This is a genomic window from Alcaligenes sp. SMD-FA, from assembly GCF_025960365.1.
In the GTDB taxonomy this organism is placed as follows: domain Bacteria; phylum Pseudomonadota; class Gammaproteobacteria; order Burkholderiales; family Burkholderiaceae_B; genus Alcaligenes; species Alcaligenes aquatilis.
In genome coordinates this window covers 2,443,267-2,461,031 of sequence record NZ_CP110108.1, presented here as the reverse complement: position 1 = coordinate 2,461,031, position 17,765 = coordinate 2,443,267, and the positions used below count along the sequence as shown (strand labels likewise).

The 17,765-nt window shown below is 55.9% G+C and carries 15 protein-coding genes; 13 read left to right on the top strand and 2 right to left on the bottom strand.

Features of this window, described 5'->3' with window-relative positions; translation table 11 throughout:
- Positions 1-2 precede the first annotated feature (2 nt).
- The 13 genes from bamB (at position 3) to rpoD (ending at position 15,558) form a co-directional block, all read left to right on the top strand.
- Entirely contained in the window at positions 3-1,181 is a 1,179-nt protein-coding gene (gene bamB / locus OKX01_RS11370) for an outer membrane protein assembly factor BamB (protein ID WP_395013496.1), read from the top strand.
- The gene (gene der, locus OKX01_RS11365; protein ID WP_108727648.1) at positions 1,178-2,536 is read left to right on the top strand and encodes a ribosome biogenesis GTPase Der; all 1,359 of its coding nucleotides are present in this window, start codon (positions 1,178-1,180) and stop codon (positions 2,534-2,536) included. Before bamB ends, der begins: the two co-directional genes overlap by 4 nt.
- The gene (hisC, locus tag OKX01_RS11360) at positions 2,536-3,618 is read left to right on the top strand and encodes a histidinol-phosphate transaminase (protein ID WP_108727647.1); all 1,083 of its coding nucleotides are present in this window, start codon (positions 2,536-2,538) and stop codon (positions 3,616-3,618) included. Before der ends, hisC begins: the two co-directional genes overlap by 1 nt.
- 116 nt (positions 3,619-3,734) lie before the next feature.
- Complete coding sequence (gene hfq, locus OKX01_RS11355) at positions 3,735-3,971, top strand: RNA chaperone Hfq (RefSeq protein WP_003799329.1); 237 nt, start codon at positions 3,735-3,737, stop codon at positions 3,969-3,971.
- Positions 3,972-4,049: 78 nt separating this feature from the next.
- Entirely contained in the window at positions 4,050-5,138 is a 1,089-nt protein-coding gene (hflX, locus tag OKX01_RS11350) for a GTPase HflX (protein ID WP_094197052.1), read from the top strand.
- A complete protein-coding gene (hflK, locus tag OKX01_RS11345; protein ID WP_094197051.1) occupies positions 5,122-6,441 on the top strand; it encodes an FtsH protease activity modulator HflK in 1,320 nt (439 codons plus the stop codon). Before hflX ends, hflK begins: the two co-directional genes overlap by 17 nt.
- A 9-nt stretch (positions 6,442-6,450) precedes the next feature.
- Complete coding sequence (gene hflC, locus OKX01_RS11340; protein ID WP_094197050.1) at positions 6,451-7,338, top strand: protease modulator HflC; 888 nt, start codon at positions 6,451-6,453, stop codon at positions 7,336-7,338.
- A gap of 170 nt (positions 7,339-7,508) precedes the next feature.
- Positions 7,509-8,666 (top strand): ATP phosphoribosyltransferase regulatory subunit, encoded by a 1,158-nt coding sequence (locus OKX01_RS11335; RefSeq protein ID WP_108727646.1) that lies wholly within the window; start codon positions 7,509-7,511, stop codon positions 8,664-8,666.
- Positions 8,667-8,740: 74 nt separating this feature from the next.
- Entirely contained in the window at positions 8,741-10,036 is a 1,296-nt protein-coding gene (locus tag OKX01_RS11330) for an adenylosuccinate synthase (protein WP_162988159.1), read from the top strand.
- A gap of 154 nt (positions 10,037-10,190) precedes the next feature.
- Positions 10,191-10,736 (top strand): phosphoribosyltransferase, encoded by a 546-nt coding sequence (locus tag OKX01_RS11325; protein WP_021446480.1) that lies wholly within the window; start codon positions 10,191-10,193, stop codon positions 10,734-10,736.
- Between the two features lie 122 nt (positions 10,737-10,858).
- Positions 10,859-11,071 (top strand): 30S ribosomal protein S21, encoded by a 213-nt coding sequence (gene rpsU / locus OKX01_RS11320; RefSeq protein WP_003799344.1) that lies wholly within the window; start codon positions 10,859-10,861, stop codon positions 11,069-11,071.
- Complete coding sequence (gene dnaG / locus OKX01_RS11315) at positions 11,068-13,074, top strand: DNA primase (RefSeq protein ID WP_094197047.1); 2,007 nt, start codon at positions 11,068-11,070, stop codon at positions 13,072-13,074. The genes rpsU and dnaG overlap by 4 nt, the downstream gene beginning before the upstream one ends.
- A 261-nt stretch (positions 13,075-13,335) precedes the next feature.
- Positions 13,336-15,558, top strand: coding sequence for an RNA polymerase sigma factor RpoD (gene rpoD, locus OKX01_RS11310; protein WP_094198377.1), 2,223 nt, complete (start codon positions 13,336-13,338; stop codon positions 15,556-15,558).
- Positions 15,559-15,780: 222 nt separating this feature from the next.
- On the opposite strand, the gene OKX01_RS11305 is transcribed toward rpoD, so the two are convergent.
- Positions 15,781-17,055 carry a sensor histidine kinase gene (locus OKX01_RS11305; RefSeq protein WP_264671759.1) on the bottom strand — a complete coding sequence of 425 codons (1,275 nt, stop codon included), beginning with the start codon at positions 17,053-17,055 and terminating at the stop codon, positions 15,781-15,783.
- A gap of 33 nt (positions 17,056-17,088) precedes the next feature.
- Entirely contained in the window at positions 17,089-17,763 is a 675-nt protein-coding gene (locus OKX01_RS11300) for a response regulator transcription factor (RefSeq protein ID WP_094197045.1), read from the bottom strand.
- Positions 17,764-17,765: the final 2 nt, after the last annotated feature.

The window sequence follows — 17,765 nt, the reverse complement described above, 5'->3', positions numbered from 1 at the left end:
GCATGTCTCTTTCTACTATTCGCCCATCCTCATCCTCTGCCATGCGTGCCTTGCGTCTGAGTGCTCTGGCTTTGAGTCTGACCGCTTTGGCTGGTTGCTCCATGTTCTCCAGCAAGGACCCACGTTTCGAGCCCACTCCCTTGACGGAATACACGCCCGGTGTGGCCGCCAAAATTAGCTGGAGCACCTCTATTGGCAGCGGGGCAGATTCGGGCTTTGCACCGCAAGTGACTGGCTCTTCGGTCTACGCTGCATCGGTCTCGGGTCAGGTCAGCAAGGTGGATCTGGATACGGGTCGTGTGCAGTGGTCGACCAATGCCGGCAAGAAGTTGACGGCTGGTGCAGGTTCGGATGGCGTAGTGACGGCCGTGGCTTCAGTGGATGGCAACGTGATTGCGTTTGACGACTCGGGCAAGGAATTGTGGCGCAGCCGTAGCAGCAGTGCCGTGAATGTGCCTCCTGCCGTTGGTGCTGGTGTGGTTGTCGTGCGCACTAGTGACTACCGCTTGCAAGCCTTTGATGCCAGTACGGGTGATTTGCGTTGGAGCTTACAGCGTCCTGGTCCGGCCTTGTCATTGAAAACCAGCATGCAGATGCGCATTATCGACGGTTTGTTGCTGGCAGGTATGCCCAATGGTCGCCTGATGGCGATTGACGCCGCTCAGGGAAATCTGGTGTGGGAAGGTAGTATCTCTGTTTCTCGCGGTGCAACCGACCTGGAGCGCATTAATGACGTTGTGGGTGCTCCCCAGGTCGTCGATCCTTTGTTGTGCGGCGCCACCTATCAGGGGCGCGTAGCCTGCTTTGACGTTTCCCAAGGTGGGCGCTTGGTGTGGGATAGGGAATTTTCGGCCGGTACCGGTATCGCAGCGGACAACCATATGTTGTATGCCGCCAATAGCCGCAGCCAGATTGAAGCGTTTGCCATGACTGACGGGCAAACGATCTGGACGCAGAATGCGTTGCGTAACCGTAGTCTGGCTCCTTTGGCCGTCATGCCCCAGGCGCTTGCCGCCGGTGACATGGAAGGCTATGTTCACTTTCTATCGCGACTGGACGGCACCTTGTTGGGCCGGGTCAGTGTCGGCGGTGGTGCCATTGTGTCGCCTTTGGTCGGAACCCCACGCGGGGTTCTGGTCCAGACCGGCAATGGTAATTTGGTCTTGGTTGGAATCAATTGAAAAGCGTTTCTTTTAAGCCCGTAGTGGCTTTGGTCGGTCGGGCCAACGTTGGCAAGTCCACTTTGTTCAACCGCTTGACGCGCTCGCGCGCGGCTCTGGTGGCGAACTTCCCGGGCCTGACCCGCGACCGTCATTACGGCGAAGGCCGGGTGGGTGAACGTCCCTACATTGTGGTCGATACGGGCGGTTTTGAACCTGTCGCTAAAACCGGCATGTTGCTGGAGATGGCTCGCCAGACTCAGCAAGCAATTGCCGAGGCCGATGTCGTTGTCTTTTTGGTCGATGCCCGTGAAGGTGTCAATGCCCTGGATCTGGAAATTGCGCAGTTGCTGCGCAAGCTGGGTCAAAAAGTGCTGTTGGCCGTGAATAAAGCCGAAGGCATGCGTTATGAGGCCGGTGGGGCAGAGTTTCACGAACTGGGTCTGGGCCAGCCTTACCTGATTTCCGCTTCGCACGGCGATGGCGTGGAAGAGCTGATCAATCTGGCTCTGGAGCAGGTGCCCAGCCCCGATTCTGATAGCGAGGGCCAGGACGATGAGGAGTTTCAGCATCGTATCAAGTTGGCGATTGTGGGCCGCCCCAATGTGGGCAAGTCCACCCTGATCAACACCTTGGTAGGTGAGGATCGCGTGATTGCATTCGATCAGCCTGGTACCACGCGTGATGCCATTGAAATCGAGTTCGAGCGCAACGGGGTGGAATACACCCTGATCGACACGGCCGGTTTGCGCAAACGCGGCAAGGTGTTCGAGGCGGTGGAAAAGTTCTCTGTTATCAAGACCTTGCAGGCGATTGAGGCATGTAATGTGGTCTTGCTGATGATTGATGCCCACACGGAAATTTCCGACCAGGACGCCAGCATTGCCGGCTTCGTGGTAGAGACCGGCCGTGCGCTGGTTGTCGGCATCAATAAGTGGGATGGGCTGGACGAGTACCAGCGCGAGTGGATCAAGCGTGAGTTCGATCGCAAACTGCGTTTTTTGAGCTTTGCCAAGATGCATACTTTGTCGGCTCTGAAAGGGCAGGGCATCAATCCCTTGCTCAAGTCGGTCAATGCCGCACACGCCGCCGCGTTCGCCAAGCTGTCGACTCCCAAACTTACGCGTGTCATGCAAGAAGCGGTGGAACAGCAACAGCCGCCACGCAAAGGTATTTTCCGTCCCAAGTTGCGGTATGCTCACCAAGGTGGCATGAACCCGCCGATTGTGGTGATTCACGGCAACGCCCTGGATGCCATTTCGGACAGTTATCGCCGTTATCTGGAGACGCGTTTTCGCGAGGCCTTCAAGTTGGAAGGCACGCCTTTGCGCATCGAGTTCAAATCATCTAAAAACCCTTATCTGAAGGACGCGTAATGAGCCGTTTGTGGAGTGATCATGTAGCAGGGCTTTCTCCCTATGTACCGGGTGAGCAGGTCAAGCTGGATAACCTCTTGAAGCTGAACACAAACGAGCATCCTTTCGGTCCGTCGCCTAAGGCATTGGAAGCGATCCGCCAGGCGGCGACCGACGATTTGCGTCTTTACCCCTCTTACAGCGCGCAGGAGCTGCGTGACGCCGTGGCGCACAACCATGGCGTCAAAGCCAATAATGTCTTTTTGGGCAATGGCTCGGACGAAGTGCTGGCCCATGTGTTCAGCGCCCTGTTCCTGCGTGGTGTGCGTCCGGTCCTGCTGCCCGATATCACGTACAGCTTCTACACCACTTACTGTTCGTACTTTGGTGTGCCCGCTGATATCGTGCCCCTGCGTGAGGACTTCACGCTGAACGTGCAGGACTATGTGCGCAAGCGCAGCCTGCCGCCCGCCGGCATTATCTTTGCCAACCCCAATGCACCTACCGGTATTCCGCTGTCTCTGGAAGATATCGAAACCATTCTGGCTGCCAACCCGGATACCACGGTTGTTGTGGATGAGGCTTACGTGGATTTCGGCGGTACCTCTTCGGTCAGCCTGCTGGAAAAGTATGACAATCTGGTTGTGATCCAGACTATGTCCAAGTCACGTGCCTTGGCAGGCCTGCGTGTTGGTTATGCCCTGGCCAGTGCCGACATCATCCAGGCTCTGGAGCGGGTGAAAGACAGTTTCAACTCCTACCCCATGGACACCATCGCCCAGGTGGGCGCCGTGGCTTCCTTGAAGGATACGGAGTATTTTGACCGTCAATGCCAGGCGGTGATTGATGCTCGCGAACAGTTGCGTGCCGATCTGGAGCAGTTGGGTTTTGAGGTTTTACCCTCGAAAGCGAACTTTTTGTTGGCAACGCACCCTAAGCATTCGGCAGCGGGTATTCAGCAAGCCCTGCGCGAGCAGGGGATTTTGGTTCGTCACTTCCGTCAGCCACGCATTGAGCAATATTTACGTATTACGGTAGGATCGCCCGAGCAGTGTGCCCGACTGTGTAACAGTTTGCGGCAGATTTTAGGGCAAGGCGCCTGATATACACTTATTAGATAAAAATCTCCAGTTTGGAACGTGCGAATTCAGGGAAAACCCGGTAAAGTAGTGGGATTCGCTTCCATTTCTGGAAAAACAACATAACCGGAGCATCACCAATGAGCAATAAAGGGCAAATTCTACAAGACCCGTTTTTGAACGCGCTGCGCAAGGAGCATATCCCTGTGTCGATCTACCTGGTCAACGGCATCAAGCTGCAAGGTCAGATCGAGTCCTTCGATCAGTATGTCGTACTGCTGCGCAATACCGTCACTCAAATGGTGTATAAGCACGCGATCTCTACCGTCGTTCCTGCACGCCCTGTTACTTTGGCTGCGGATGAGCAGGCTGAATAAATCCTCACCCAGTTCTTTGTACTCTGAAAGACCCGTCTCGCGGAGCCCGCGGGCGGGTCTTTATTTCTGGAGCAAGCGTTGAAGGCACTGGTCATTAGTGTGGATATGGGCGAGCTGGACTATAAAGCCCATGCGGAAGAGTTCGTCATGCTGGCCGAAGGTGCTGGCGCCCAGATTGTGGAACAGTTGGTCGTGCGTCGTTCCCGCCCAGATTCTGCTTACTACATTGGTACAGGCAAGCTGGAAGAGGCCGTCGCGCTGGCCAAGGCGACAGAGGCCGAAGTGGTGCTCTTTGACCATGCCTTGAGCCCGGCACAGCAGCGTAACCTGGAGCGTAAGCTGGAATTGCGCGTTGTCGACCGGGTTGCTCTGATTCTGGATATTTTTGCCCTGCGGGCGCAAAGCCATGAAGGTAAGTTGCAGGTCGAACTGGCGCAGTTGCAGCACCTGACTTCCCGATTGACCCGGATGTGGACTCACCTGGAACGCCAAAAGGGCGGGATCGGGATGCGTGGTCCAGGTGAATCACAGTTGGAAATGGACCGCCGCATGATTGGCGACAAAGTCCGTACCTTGCGAGAACGTCTGGCCAAGGTGCAGCGTCAACGCAGTACCCAGCGCCGTGCCCGCACTCGCAGCGGGACGTTGTCGGTGTCACTGGTGGGCTATACCAACACGGGTAAATCCACCTTGTTCAATGCCTTGACTCGGGCGGATGCCTACGCGGCCGACCAGTTATTTGCTACCTTGGACACCACGACGCGCCGTATCTGGATTGAAGGGGCTGGGCAGGTCGTGATTTCGGATACGGTGGGCTTCATTCGGGAATTGCCGCCGACCTTGATCGCGGCTTTCCGGGCCACTTTGGAAGAGACCGTCCATGCGGATTTATTGCTGCATGTGGTCGATGCCGCCAACCCTCAACGCGATGAGCAAATCGCTGAAGTTCATAAGGTTCTGGAGGACATCGGGGCCCATGAGATACCTCGTATTCTGGTCTACAACAAAATTGACCAGGCTGGCTATGAGCCACGGGTAGAGCGGGACGAACATGGTACTATTGCCCGAGTCTTTGTTAGCGCTTTAGAGCGCATCGGATTGGACGGGTTGCGTGCAGCAATCGTCGAATCAGGTCATTTCGCGGAAAACAATGCGTCTGAACAATAAAATATTCAATCTCAATGATCCCGGTTGGGGACGAGACAGTGGCAAAAACGGTTCCGAGCCACCTCGCCGCCCCGAGAAACAAGATGGCCCGCCTGACCTCGACGAGGTGTGGCGTGACTTCAATAGTCGCTTGGGATCTCTATTTGGCAAAAAGGGACGTCGTTCCCCTCCGGGTGGCATGCCTCCGGGGAGTGGTAATGGCCCCTCCATGCCTAAAGGCTCCCCCAAGCTGCTGATTATCGGCGGCGTGGTGGCGGTAGGTCTTTGGATGGCCAGTGGCTTTACCATCGTGCAAGAAGGTCAGGTTGCCGTGGTGACTCGTTTTGGCGAGTACACCAAAACCTTGAATCCCGGTCTGCAATGGCGCTGGCCTGCTCCGATCGAAGATTACCAAACTGTCAATATTTCCCAGTTGCGTACCTTCGAGGTGGGTTACCGAGGAAGTGCGCGCAACAAAGTCCTGCCTGAGTCCCTGATGCTGACGACCGACGAGAATATCGTTGATATGCAGTACGTGGTTCAGTACCGCCTGTTGCCTACCGGTGCACCGGACTATTTGTTCAACACCAATAATCCGGACGAATCGGTACGTCAGGCGGCAGAAACCGCCATGCGTGAAGTCGTGGGCAAACAGCCTATGGATACCGTTCTGTATTCCGGCCGTACGCAGATTGCGTCGGACGTGCAGCAACTGGCTCAGTCCATTCTGGACCGTTACCGTACCGGTATTCAGATCAGCACCGTGGCTATCCAGAACGTGCAGCCGCCCGAGCAGGTTCAAGCGGCCTTTGATGATGCCGTCAAGGCCGGTCAGGACCGCGAGCGTCAGATCAATGAGGGTCAGGCATACGCCAACAAGGTATTGCCCGAAGCTGCTGGTCAAGTGGCTCGCATGATGCAGGAGTCCGAGGGTTACAAGGCTCGTGTGATTGGTGATGCCAAGGGTGACACCGCACGTTTTGGCAGCGTTGAGGCCGAGTACGTGAAGGCTCCGGGTGTAACGCGGGATCGTCTGTACCTGTCCACGATTCAGGAAATCCTGGAAAGCACCAGCAAGGTACTGGTTGATACCCGTAGCGATAACAACATGCTCTATTTGCCTTTGGACAAGATCGTGCGTCAGGTAGGTAGCCGTACCGATATGGAGCCGTCAGCCCCGGTCGTTTCTGCGTCGGTTCAAGGGCAGGTAAGCCGTTCGCCCGCACCAGCTTCGGTACCCAAAGCGCCGGCACCTGCTAACTCAGCCGGCCTGGATACTTCGCTGGGTTCGCTGGTCAGCCCTTATTCCCCATACGCACGCTAGGAGAGCTTGATGCAACGTTTATTTCCTGCTCTGGTGGCCCTGGCGGTAATTGTCGGTCTGCTGCTGTCTTCCGTATTTATCGTGCGTGAGCGCGATGCGGCGCTGGTTTTTGCCCTGGGTGAAGTGCGCGATACCATTACAACGCCCGGTTTGCACTTCAAGTTGCCGCCGCCATTTGAAAACGTGGTGTTCCTTGACAAGCGTCTGCAGACAATTGAAACCAAGGACCCCGAGCGTATTCAGACCGCTGAAAAGAAGAACCTGTTGATCGACTCTTACGTCAAATGGCGTATTTCCGATCCACGCCTGTTTTACGTGACTTTTGGCGCAACGGATCGTGGTGCGGTCGAGCGTTTGCAGGCTCAGATTCGTGACGCTTTGAACGCTTCGGTGAACGTCCGTACCGTGAAAGAAGTGGTGTCTACCGAACGTGATGCCATTATGCGCGAGGTGCTGACTGCCGTTGAAGCGCGTGCTCGTCCTTTGGGGGTGGAAGTGGTTGATGTGCGTTTGCGCCGCATTGACTTCGCTCCCGAGATTTCGGAATCGGTGTACCGCCGTATGGAAGCCGAGCGTACACAAGAAGCAAACCGCTTGCGTGCAACCGGTGCCGCTGAAAGCGAGCGTATCCGTGCCGAAGCCGAACGTCAGCGTGAAGAGTTGCTGGCAGATGCCTACGCACAAGCTCAGGCCATTCGTGGTCAGGGTGATGGTGAAGCCGCTGCTATTTACTCCGATAGTTATGGCAAGAACCCCGAGTTCTACCGTTTCTACCGCAGCCTGGAAGCCTATCGTAGTGCTTTCAGCAAGCAGACCGATACGCTGGTCATCAGTCCTGACTCTGATTTCTTCAAGTATTGGGGCGAGCAAGGATCACCCGCAGCACCTGCGAACTGATCCCCGCTAGAGAACTTAGGGCCGTTGGGTGTTCCACCCGCGGCCCTGATCGTTTATACTAGCGTGTAAGTTACTAACACCACTTCGCATGCGACTTAGGCGGCTTACAAGCCCTAAGTCGCTTTTTGTTTGGCTGGAACTTTCGTTTATAAGTAGTCCGAGGCACGAGTATGTCCAATTGGTTGTTGCCAGAGAGCCTGGCTGATATCTTGCCTGCAGAGGCGCGTCGCATCGAAGAGCTGCGCCGCGATTTGCTAGACTTGTATCGTACTTACGGGTTCGAACTGGTCGCTCCGCCGCTGGTGGAGTATCTGGAATCCCTGCAGGCGGTTTCTGGCACAGATTTGAATCTGCGGACCAGCAAAGTCGTCGATCAAATCTCGGGTCGTACGATGGGCGTACGTGCCGACATGACCCCCCAGGTAGCTCGTATTGATGCTCACTTGCTTAACCGCGAAGGCGTGACTCGGCTTTGCTACTGTGGTTCGGTCTTGCATGCTCGTCCGGCTGGTTTGCTGTCGGACCGTGAGCTATTGCAGATCGGCGCGGAAATCTTCGGCCATGCCGGTATCGAATCCGATCTGGAAGTGGTGCAACTGGCGCTGGAAAGCGTGGGTCGGGCAGGGGTGCATCATCCTCGTCTGGACTTGAACTACCCCGATCTGGGGCGCTTCCTGATCGAGCGCGATCCTATTTTGAAAACCCGCGTGGCAGAAGTATGTGAACTTCTGAACGCCAAAGATGTGTCGGGCCTGCGCGCCCTGGGTCGTGAGTCGGGGTGTCTGCCCGAAACTACTCGCTATCTGTTGGCTCTGACTTCCTTGTATGGCGATGGCAGCGTGCTGGAGCGCGCTCGTAGCGTTTTGCCCGATGAGCCCGAGGTGCGTGAAGCCTTGGGTAGCCTGCGCAGCTTTATTGATGCCTTGCCTGGCCACGAAATTACAGTGGACCTGGCCGATATCGGCAGCGGTTATGCCTACCATTCGGGCCTGATCTTTTCGGTCTACGCCGAAGGCTGGCACGATGCCCTGGTCAAGGGCGGACGTTTTGATGGCATTGGCCGCATGTATGGCCGTGCCCGTCCTGCAACCGGTTTCAGCCTGGATTTGCGCAAGCTCTCGGCTGGCCTGCCGCCGGCTCAGGCGGCCCGCGCGGTACGTGCCCCCTGGGGCAATGATGCGGCCCTGAGTGCAGCGGTCAAGCAGTTGCGTCAGAACGGTGAAATTGTGATTCAGATGCTGCCCGGTCAGGAGCTGAATCTGGATGAATTCGTGATCGACCGCGAGCTGGTCTTGTCGGACGGTCAGTGGCAAGTTAGGGCGCTGTAAACCAGACGGTTTATGGCGCTGGTGATTGTTATCGGTCCGGCACCGTGCCGGCCTCCTTTATTCTGATACTAGACATGAGCAAAAACCTTGTGGTGATTGGCACCCAGTGGGGTGACGAAGGCAAAGGCAAGATCGTCGACTGGCTGGCCGAGTCCGCGCATGGCGTGGTTCGTTTCCAGGGTGGGCATAACGCTGGCCATACATTGTGGATTAATGGCAAGAAGACAATTCTGCGCCTGATTCCTTCGGGCATCATGCACGAGCACGTCACTTGCTACATTGGCAATGGCGTGGTGCTCTCGCCCGAAGCCCTGCTGACCGAAATTGCCGAGCTGGAAGCGGCCGGTCTGGACGTGCGTTCGCGCCTGCAGATCTCGCCCGCCTGCCCACTGATTCTGCCCTACCACATCGCTGTGGACCAGGCTCGTGAAAAGCGTAAAGGCGATGGCAAGATCGGTACTACTGGTCGCGGTATTGGCCCTGCCTACGAAGATAAGGTGGCACGCCGTGCCCTGCGTGTTCAGGACCTGTACGATCCCGAAATCTTCGACGAAAAACTCTCCGAAGCGCTGGATTACCACAACTTCGTGCTGACCCAGTACCTGGGCGCCGAAGCCGTTTGCGCCGAGCAAGTGCGTGATCTGGCCATGAAGCACGCTGAACAACTGGCTCCTATGGTCGCTGACGTGTCCAATAACCTGTACCAGGCCAAAAAAGCAGGGCAAAAGCTTCTGTTTGAAGGTGCCCAAGGTGCGCTGTTGGATATTGACCACGGTACCTACCCCTTCGTTACCAGCAGCAACTGTCTGTCCGGTGCCGCTTCTGCGGGTTCGGGTGTCGGTCCTCAGGAACTGAGCTACGTGCTGGGCATTGCCAAGTCCTACACGACACGTGTGGGTTCGGGGCCATTCCCAACCGAATTGCTGGATGACACCGGCATGCGTCTGGCTACCGTGGGTAAGGAGTTCGGTTCCGTAACCGGTCGCCCACGTCGTTGCGGTTGGTTTGATGCTGCCGCCATGAAGCGCTCGGTCATGATCAACGGTATTTCCGGACTGTGCATCACCAAGCTGGACGTGCTGGACGGCGTTGAGCAAATCAAGATTGGTGTGGGTTACCGCTACAAGGGCGAGTTCCTGGACGTTTTGCCTTACGGTGCACACGCGGTTGCTGAAGCCGAACCTGTTCTGGAAGAAATGCCCGGCTGGACCGAGTCCACAGTGGGCGTGACCGACTACGACAAGCTGCCTATCAACGCTCGTCGTTATCTGGAACGTATTGCTGAACTGTGCGATGTGCCTATCGACATGGTTTCCACAGGGCCAGATCGCAACGAAACTATTGTATTGCGCGATCCGTTTACCAAATAAGCGATTTATCGCGGTATAATGCCTTGCACCGTTGTACGGTGCGTACGGAGCGGCCTGAAGGGCCGCTTTGTCGTTCTGGACGCTGCGTTGGCCTACCAGACTCTTGTTTTGCAGGTACCAAAGCGCAGCTAGTGCATTTATATCTGGAATACATATGAGTCTGCCCCCAAATAGCGATACTGATGAATGGGTTTCCTGGGAACAATACAATCGCCTGATTGAGCAATTGGCCCTGAGCATTCACGAATCAGGCTGGAAATTCGACAAAATTGTTTGCCTGGCTCGAGGCGGCATGAGAGTGGGAGACGTTATTTCGCGCATCTATGATGTGCCCTTGGGTATTTTGGCCACCAGCAGTTATCGTGAGGCCGCCGGTACCGAACAGGGCGATCTGGATATTGCGCAATACATCACCATTACCCGTGGCACCTTGGATGGCAATGTGCTGCTAGTCGATGATATGGTCGATACCGGCAAGACTTTTATGCGTGTACGCGATCACTTGCGTGCACAGTTTCCTGCGATCACCGAGCTGAAAACCGCTGTTTTGTGGTGGAAAGGCCACGCACAAGTCGACCCAGACTACTACGTGTCCAAGTTGCCCACAAATCCCTGGATTCATCAGCCTTTTGAGGACTACGATAGCATTCGCCCTCATCAGCTGGACGCCTGGATCCGTAAGGGTACAGGTCAGGCTTGATCGTTGGTATTCAGATACTTGGTGGATAGCCTAATTGCGCCTTGCTTGGTGTATGCCTGCAATCGTGCTACCATGTTGGGCTATCTGTTACGCTAACTCTTTTTACAAAGGTCAGGGATTACATGTCCATTGTTCGCCTGAAAGAAAACGAACCTTTTGAAGTTGCTTTGCGCCGCTTCAAACGCACTATTGAAAAAACCGGTCTGTTGACCGAGCTGCGCTCGCGCGAATTCTACGAAAAGCCAACGGCTGAGCGCAAGCGTAAGCACGCAGCCGCCGTGAAGCGCCATTACAAACGCATCCGCAGCCAGCAACTGCCCCCACGCTTGTATTGATCCCTGAATCTTTTGTTCAGGAACTGCTCGCCCGTGTCGATGTCGTAGATGTCGTCGGGCGATATGTGCAGTTGCGTAAAGGCGGGGCCAACTTGCTTGGCCTGTGCCCTTTTCACAACGAAAAATCCCCTTCATTTACAGTCAGTCCGACCAAGCAGTTTTACCATTGCTTCGGTTGCGGCGCTCACGGATCGGCTATCTCGTTCCTGATGGAACACACCGGGGCTTCATTCCCCGAGGCGGTACGCAGCTTGGCTGGGTCCGTCGGAATGACTGTGCCCGAAGCAGATCGCACCCCACGCCAACGTGCTGCCGATGCGCGTCGTAAAGACGAGCTATCGCGCCAGCATCATATTCTTGAGACGGCACAGGGGCATTACCTGCGTCAGCTAAAACAATCTCCCATTGCGATCGATTATTTAAAACGTCGTGGCCTGGATGGGGAGACGGCTGCCCGTTTCGGCCTAGGCTGGACAGGTACCGAGCGACGCGGGCTATCGGCTGTTTTTCCGCAATACGAAGACAAGCAACTGGTTGAGTCCGGCTTGGTGATTGAGTCCGAGGATGGTCGTCGCTACGATCGTTTTCGTTCGCGTGTCATGTTTCCGATCCGCAGTACCAAAGGCCATATCATTGGCTTTGGTGGCCGTCTGATCGAAAAAGGCGAACCCAAGTACCTGAACTCACCAGAAACGACGCTGTTTTCCAAAGGGCATGAGCTTTACGGCTTGTGGGAAGGGCGTCAGGGCATACGCCAAGAAGGCTTTGTCCTGATTGTTGAAGGTTATATGGACGTGGTGGCGCTGTCGCAACATGGCTTGCACAACGCTGTGGCGACATTGGGCACCGCGACCACCGAACACCACATCACCAAATTAATGCGCGCCAGCGACAGGCTGGTGTTCTGCTTTGATGGTGACAGGGCTGGGCGCAAAGCTGCCTGGCGTGCCTTGAATACCTGCTTACCCTTGGTTCGTGATGATGTCTCCATCCGCTTCATGTTTTTGGCGGATAACCACGACCCGGATTCGTTTGTTCGTGAGTACGGCGCGCAAGCGTTTCGCGAGCAAGCCCAGCAAGCAGCGGCGTTATCACGCTTTTTCCTGGATGAACTGGCTGCCCATCATCGTATGGACGAGGCAGAAGGTCGCGCGGCCTGTGTACACGAAGCGTTGCCTTTGTTGCTGGAGCTGGCCGACAGCACTTTGAAGGTGCAGATTCAACATGAATTTGCCCGCATGGTGCTGCTCACCCCGGAAGAGCTGGCGCAGCGTTTGAGCACGGTAGAGCCGTTGCGTCGAGCTGTTGTCGATACGCCACCGGCACAGGACGGCCTGGTCGCCAGGCCTGCTGTACCGATACAAGCTGCGCCCGCAACGGATGAGATGGCCCCGTTTGAGGACGGCTTTGATGGTTCCTTTGCCGACAGTTTGCCGATGGATGGCTGGCAAGATGAGCCCGGTTGGCAGCCTCAGGAACAATACCAGGAGCGGCCGCTATCAGGGCGAGGCAAGGGGGGCAAGAATAATCGCCAACGGCAAGAGCGTGCTGTCCTCGGTGGCAGCCGTACCGTGACCCCGATGGCCAAGCGATTGCTGCGCTTGCTTATTGGGCATCCCACTTTGGTGGGAGGGCTAGGCGATCAACAGCTTGAAATTTTGGCACAAAGCCCCCACTTACGGTTGGTGCAAGAGCTGATCGCCTTAAGTAATATCAGTTCGGCGCGTCACGCCGGCGCGTTGCTGGAGGCCGTGGACCCCGAGTCTGACTTGGCCCCTGTGCTTGAGGCGCTGGCCACGGAGCTTTTGGGCGAGGAAGAATTGCCCGATCCCCAAGGCGAATGGCGTGATGCGCTGCATCGCATCGAACTGGATGCGATCAAGGCAGAGCAGTCGGCATTGATCACTACGGGCTTGAAAGAGCCCGAGCAGCGTCAGCGTTATCAAGAATTGACACGCCGTATTGCTTTGTTGAATGCTGCTTATACTCGGCAAGTGAAGTAAAATAATGGGTTATGTGTGGTGTTTGTGGCCGGCCAGGGGGTTAAAACTGGTACGCAAGCAAATGCGGCGGGTTAGCGGATTGTGAACCACCTTATGCCTTGAGCCCATGAGCCAGGGATTAAATGACTTAGGGTTCGCTCGCGCAACACGCCCAGGCGCAAGCCGGTTGTGAACACGCTCATCATCAGGCTCTTTTGCCTGTACGACTCGGTGGCTACACATTTAGTGCCACAGGGGTAAATGGCGTCTATGGAAGAAAATATGACTCAAACGACTGGTAAAACCTCGACGACGGTCTCTCGGTCTGCTAAGAAAACCTTGGCCGCGACAGCAAAATCAGGGGCATCAAGCTCGGTAGAGCTCGATGAGCTTCACGAAAGTGGAGAGCCAGGCGCAGCGCCTGCCAAAAAGGCAGCTAAAAAGGCGGCTGCTAAAAAAACGGTAGCTAAAAAAGCGGCTGCCAAGAAAACAGCGGCTAAAGCCGCTACCGGCGGTCGCCGTGGACGTCCTGCAAAAAATGCCAATAACGACGGTATCGATTTTGTCGATGACGACGAAATGGGCGAAGAAGAGGTCATTCCTGATCTCAAGCCGGTGGCCAAGCGTGGTGCCAAGCGCGCCAAAGCCGAAAAAGACGTTTTTGGGGTACGTGGCCAACTGAGCCCTGAAGAACAGGAAGCCCGTCGCAACCGCCTCAAAGCCCTGATCAAGCTGGGTAAGGATCGCGGTTACCTGACCTACAGTGAAATCAATGACCACCTGCCCGATGATCTGGTGGATGTCGAAGCCATTGATGGCATTATCGGCACCTTCAGTGACATGGGTATTTCGGTTTACGACCAGGCTCCCGACGCTGATACCTTGCTCATGAGCGATAACGCGCCCATGGCATCCAGCGACGACGATGTTGAGGACGAAGCTGAGGCTGCGTTGACCACGGTGGATTCCGACTTCGGTCGCACGACTGACCCTGTGCGTATGTACATGCGCGAAATGGGCTCGGTGGAACTGCTGACTCGCGAAGGTGAAATTGAAATCGCCAAGCGTATCGAAGATGGTCTGAAGCACATGGTGATGGCGATTGCCGCCTGCCCAACCACGGTTAACGAAATTCTGGCCTATGTTCAGCGTGTGCGTGAAGGCGTCATGCAGATCGACGAAGTGGTTGACGGCCTAGTGGACGATGATGGCGAGGAATACGCCGGTTCCGGCGTGAGCGCTGACGATGAGGACGAAGGTCCAGCTGGCGGCATGAGCAGCAAGCAGATTGAATACCTGCGCAATAAGTCGCTCAAGAAATTCGACATCATTGGCGAATGGTTTGACAAGATGCGCGTGTCTTTCGAGACCGATGGCTACAAGAGCCCCGGTTACGTGCAGGCACAGGAAACCATCCTGAACGAATTCATGGGCATTCGCTTTACCGCCAAGATGGTGGAAAAGCTGGCCGACACCATGCGTGAGCAGGTTGCGATTGTGCGTCAGCACGAACGCGAAATCCTGAACATCTGTGTGGATCGTGCTGATATGCCACGTGCGCACTTCATCAAGGCTTTCCCAGGCAACGAAACCAATCTGGATTGGGTGGTGCAAGAGGTTGCTGGCAACCACGCTTACAGCGCCATTCTGGAACGCCATATCCCTGCCATTCAGGAAGTTCAGCAAAAGCTGATCGACCTGCAAACCAGCGTTGTTCTGCCTTTGAAGGATCTCAAAGAAGTCAACAAACGCATGACCACCGGTGAAGCCAAGGCTCGTAAAGCCAAGCGCGAAATGACCGAGGCCAACTTGCGTCTGGTGATCTCGATTGCCAAGAAGTACACCAACCGTGGTTTGCAGTTCCTGGATCTGATTCAGGAAGGCAATATCGGTTTGATGAAGGCGGTGGACAAGTTTGAATACCGTCGTGGCTACAAATTCTCCACCTATGCAACGTGGTGGATTCGTCAGGCCATTACGCGTTCGATTGCTGACCAGGCCCGCACGATTCGTATTCCGGTTCACATGATCGAAACGATCAACAAGATGAATCGTATCAATCGTCAGATCTTGCAGGAAACCGGCGTTGAACCCGATCCCGCAACCCTGGCCCAGAAGATGGACATGCCCGAGGACAAGGTTCGCAAGATCCTGAAAATCGCCAAAGAGCCTATCTCCATGGAAACGCCTATCGGTGACGATGACGATTCCCACTTGGGCGATTTCATCGAGGACAACAACACTGTTTCGCCATCGGATTCGGCTTTGCACGGTTCCATGCGCGACGTGGTGAAAGATGTCCTGGATTCCTTGACGCCACGCGAAGCCAAAGTGCTGCGCATGCGTTTCGGTATCGAGATGAGCACCGACCAGACTCTGGAAGAGGTGGGCAAGCAGTTTGATGTCACGCGTGAGCGTATTCGTCAAATAGAGGCCAAGGCTTTGCGCAAGTTGCGTCATCCTAGCCGTGCTGATAAGTTGAAGAGCTTTCTGGAAAGCCAGTAAGTCTTTAGCTTGTTTGCTTAGGCAAAATAAAAAACCCGGCCTTTTCAGGCCGGGTTTTTTTTGTGCTCAGAGACCTGCCTTTTGAAATGTCTTTTCAAGGAGTGGACGCTGCTGTCGATACAAGCTGACTTGTTCTTTGGGTTTGCCTGTTGCAATGGGTTTTTGTTGCTCTTGGCGACGCTGTTAGCGCAAATAAGATCGCGGTTTCAGGGCATCAAGATATCAGGACGGATCCAGATCCAGCTTGAATATGCAGCCCTTGCCATCCGGCCCACTTTGCACGCTCAAGCTCCAGCCTTGAGCCAGCGCCAGTTGGCGGGCCAGTGCCAGTCCGATGCCTCTGTGGCCCTCTGTACGCAGTCCTGTGGGCAGTTGCTTGCCTTGGCTGAAATGGCGCTCAAAAATCAGAATTTGATCTTGCGTGGCGATGCCGGGGCCGTCATCTTGCAAAGCCAGGATGGAGGGCGCAATCCAGCTCAGTTGTAGTTTGCAGGGTGCGGCATGGTCGATGGCGTTGCGCATCAGGATGCGCAGCAGCATGGACAGGGCATAGGGGTCCAGGGTGTAGAGCAAGGTGTCGGGCACCAAGTTGCTCCAGCATACTTGGTGGCTATTCGCATCCAGCAGGGCGACGGCCTGCCAGGTTTGTTGAGCCAGTTCGTGAACGTCCACCTCGCGCACATGGCGCTCTGCGGTATAGGCCAGGCTTTCGGCGGCATCCAGACTGGCGGTGACCGCATCGGCTTGCGCCATCATGCGCTGTAGACGCTGTTGTTGTGGGCCTTCGGGCAGTTGCAGCAACAAAAGCTCGCAATCGCTGCGTATGGCGGTGAGCCCTGTACGGAGTTCATGGCCCAGATTAGCGGCGAACTCGCGTTCATGAGTCAGCAGTTCTTCAACCTGCTCCTGCATGCGATTAAAGGCCCGGATCAGACGTCCAGCCTCATCGTCCTGGTGCTCGGGCAGGCCGGAGCGCCCAGGTGCCCAGTTTTCCAGGTGACGGGACAGGGTCAGCATGGGAGCCACGGCGTGGCGAGCGACCCGGCGTCCGAGCAAAAACACCAGCAAAATCGTGGCAGAACCGATCAGGAGCAGAATCAGACCAAACTCGCGCACCCGGTCTTCGTGAGGGGTGGCGCGATACACCAGATACAGTTGCCCTTGCTCTTTATCCTGGCGCAGTACGTGCCAGGTATCGCTGCCTATATGGAACTCGTAAATCCCAGGTCTGGGGACGCGGGCAAATTCAGGTAGGTTGTCCAGGGTTTGGCCTGGCAGGAACCAGTAGCTGTCCAGTTCTGCCCCCAAGGCTTCGCTACGGTTGTAGGCGCTGTCGGGCAAGAGGCTAGGGTTGCGGGCGTAGGAGATCAGCATGGCATTGACCATCTCGTCTTCCATGCGTGCAAAGGCCACATAGGCCAGCCCACCCATGATGATGACCAACAAGGCGGCAATCAGGGTCAGGGCCCAGGACACGCGCTGGGTGAGGGTGCTCATGAAGCGGCTTCGGCGTGGCGCTTTGGCCATCTCTTAACTCTCCTGTTGCAAGCGCCAGCCCATGCCGGGCAAGGTTTCGACGGTACCTGCACCTGCTTCGGAAAGAGCACGGCGCAAGAGATGGATTTGGCTGCGCAAGGCTTCAGGCGACGGCGCTCCCTGAGGCCACAGTGTTTTTTCCAGAGAGCGGCGAGTCAGAATGGCTTGCGGGTCGCGTAACAAGGCTTCCAGCAACTGGCGGGCTTTGAAGCTCAGGTGCAGCTCTTGTCCGTCCACACTGACCAGCGCCGTATCCAGGTTGTATTCCAGACTGCCCCAATGTAGCGAACCGTGCTGTACTTGTGGTGGGCCACGACGCATCAGGGCGCGTAGCCGCGCCTCGACTTCGGCCAGAGCAAAGGGTTTGATCAGATAGTCGTCGGCTCCCAGGTCAAAGGCGGTGAGTTTGCTTTCGAGCTGGCTGCGAGCCGTCAGGACTAACGTGGGGATGGGCGTTTGTTTGGATTGGCGCAGGGCCTGGAGGACACCGAAGCCATCCAGACCGGGCAGGCCCAGATCCAGCACCAGCGCATCAAAATCCTGTTCTTGCAGCAGTGTCAGCGCACCATTGCCGTCGTAGGCGGCATCGACCGCAAAGCCTTTCAGCTCCAGATAGGTATAAAGATTTTCGGCAATGGTGGTATCGTTTTCAACAATCAGGACACGCATGA

Bases quoted from the DNA above. Each gene is read 5' to 3' on its own strand.
- OKX01_RS11300 (WP_094197045.1), bottom strand. From the start codon at position 17,763: ATGCGTGTCCTGATTGTTGAAAACGATACCACCATTGCCGAAAATCTT.
- rpsU (WP_003799344.1), top strand. From the start codon at position 10,859: ATGTCCATTGTTCGCCTGAAAGAAAACGAACCTTTTGAAGTTGCTTTG.
- hfq (WP_003799329.1), top strand. From the start codon at position 3,735: ATGAGCAATAAAGGGCAAATTCTACAAGACCCGTTTTTGAACGCGCTG.
- OKX01_RS11305 (WP_264671759.1), bottom strand. From the start codon at position 17,055: ATGAGCACCCTCACCCAGCGCGTGTCCTGGGCCCTGACCCTGATTGCC.
- hisC (WP_108727647.1), top strand. From the start codon at position 2,536: ATGAGCCGTTTGTGGAGTGATCATGTAGCAGGGCTTTCTCCCTATGTA.
- OKX01_RS11325 (WP_021446480.1), top strand. From the start codon at position 10,191: ATGAGTCTGCCCCCAAATAGCGATACTGATGAATGGGTTTCCTGGGAA.
- bamB (WP_395013496.1), top strand. From the start codon at position 3: ATGTCTCTTTCTACTATTCGCCCATCCTCATCCTCTGCCATGCGTGCC.
- rpoD (WP_094198377.1), top strand. From the start codon at position 13,336: ATGACTCAAACGACTGGTAAAACCTCGACGACGGTCTCTCGGTCTGCT.
- OKX01_RS11330 (WP_162988159.1), top strand. From the start codon at position 8,741: ATGAGCAAAAACCTTGTGGTGATTGGCACCCAGTGGGGTGACGAAGGC.
- hflC (WP_094197050.1), top strand. From the start codon at position 6,451: ATGCAACGTTTATTTCCTGCTCTGGTGGCCCTGGCGGTAATTGTCGGT.
- hflK (WP_094197051.1), top strand. From the start codon at position 5,122: ATGCGTCTGAACAATAAAATATTCAATCTCAATGATCCCGGTTGGGGA.
- OKX01_RS11335 (WP_108727646.1), top strand. From the start codon at position 7,509: ATGTCCAATTGGTTGTTGCCAGAGAGCCTGGCTGATATCTTGCCTGCA.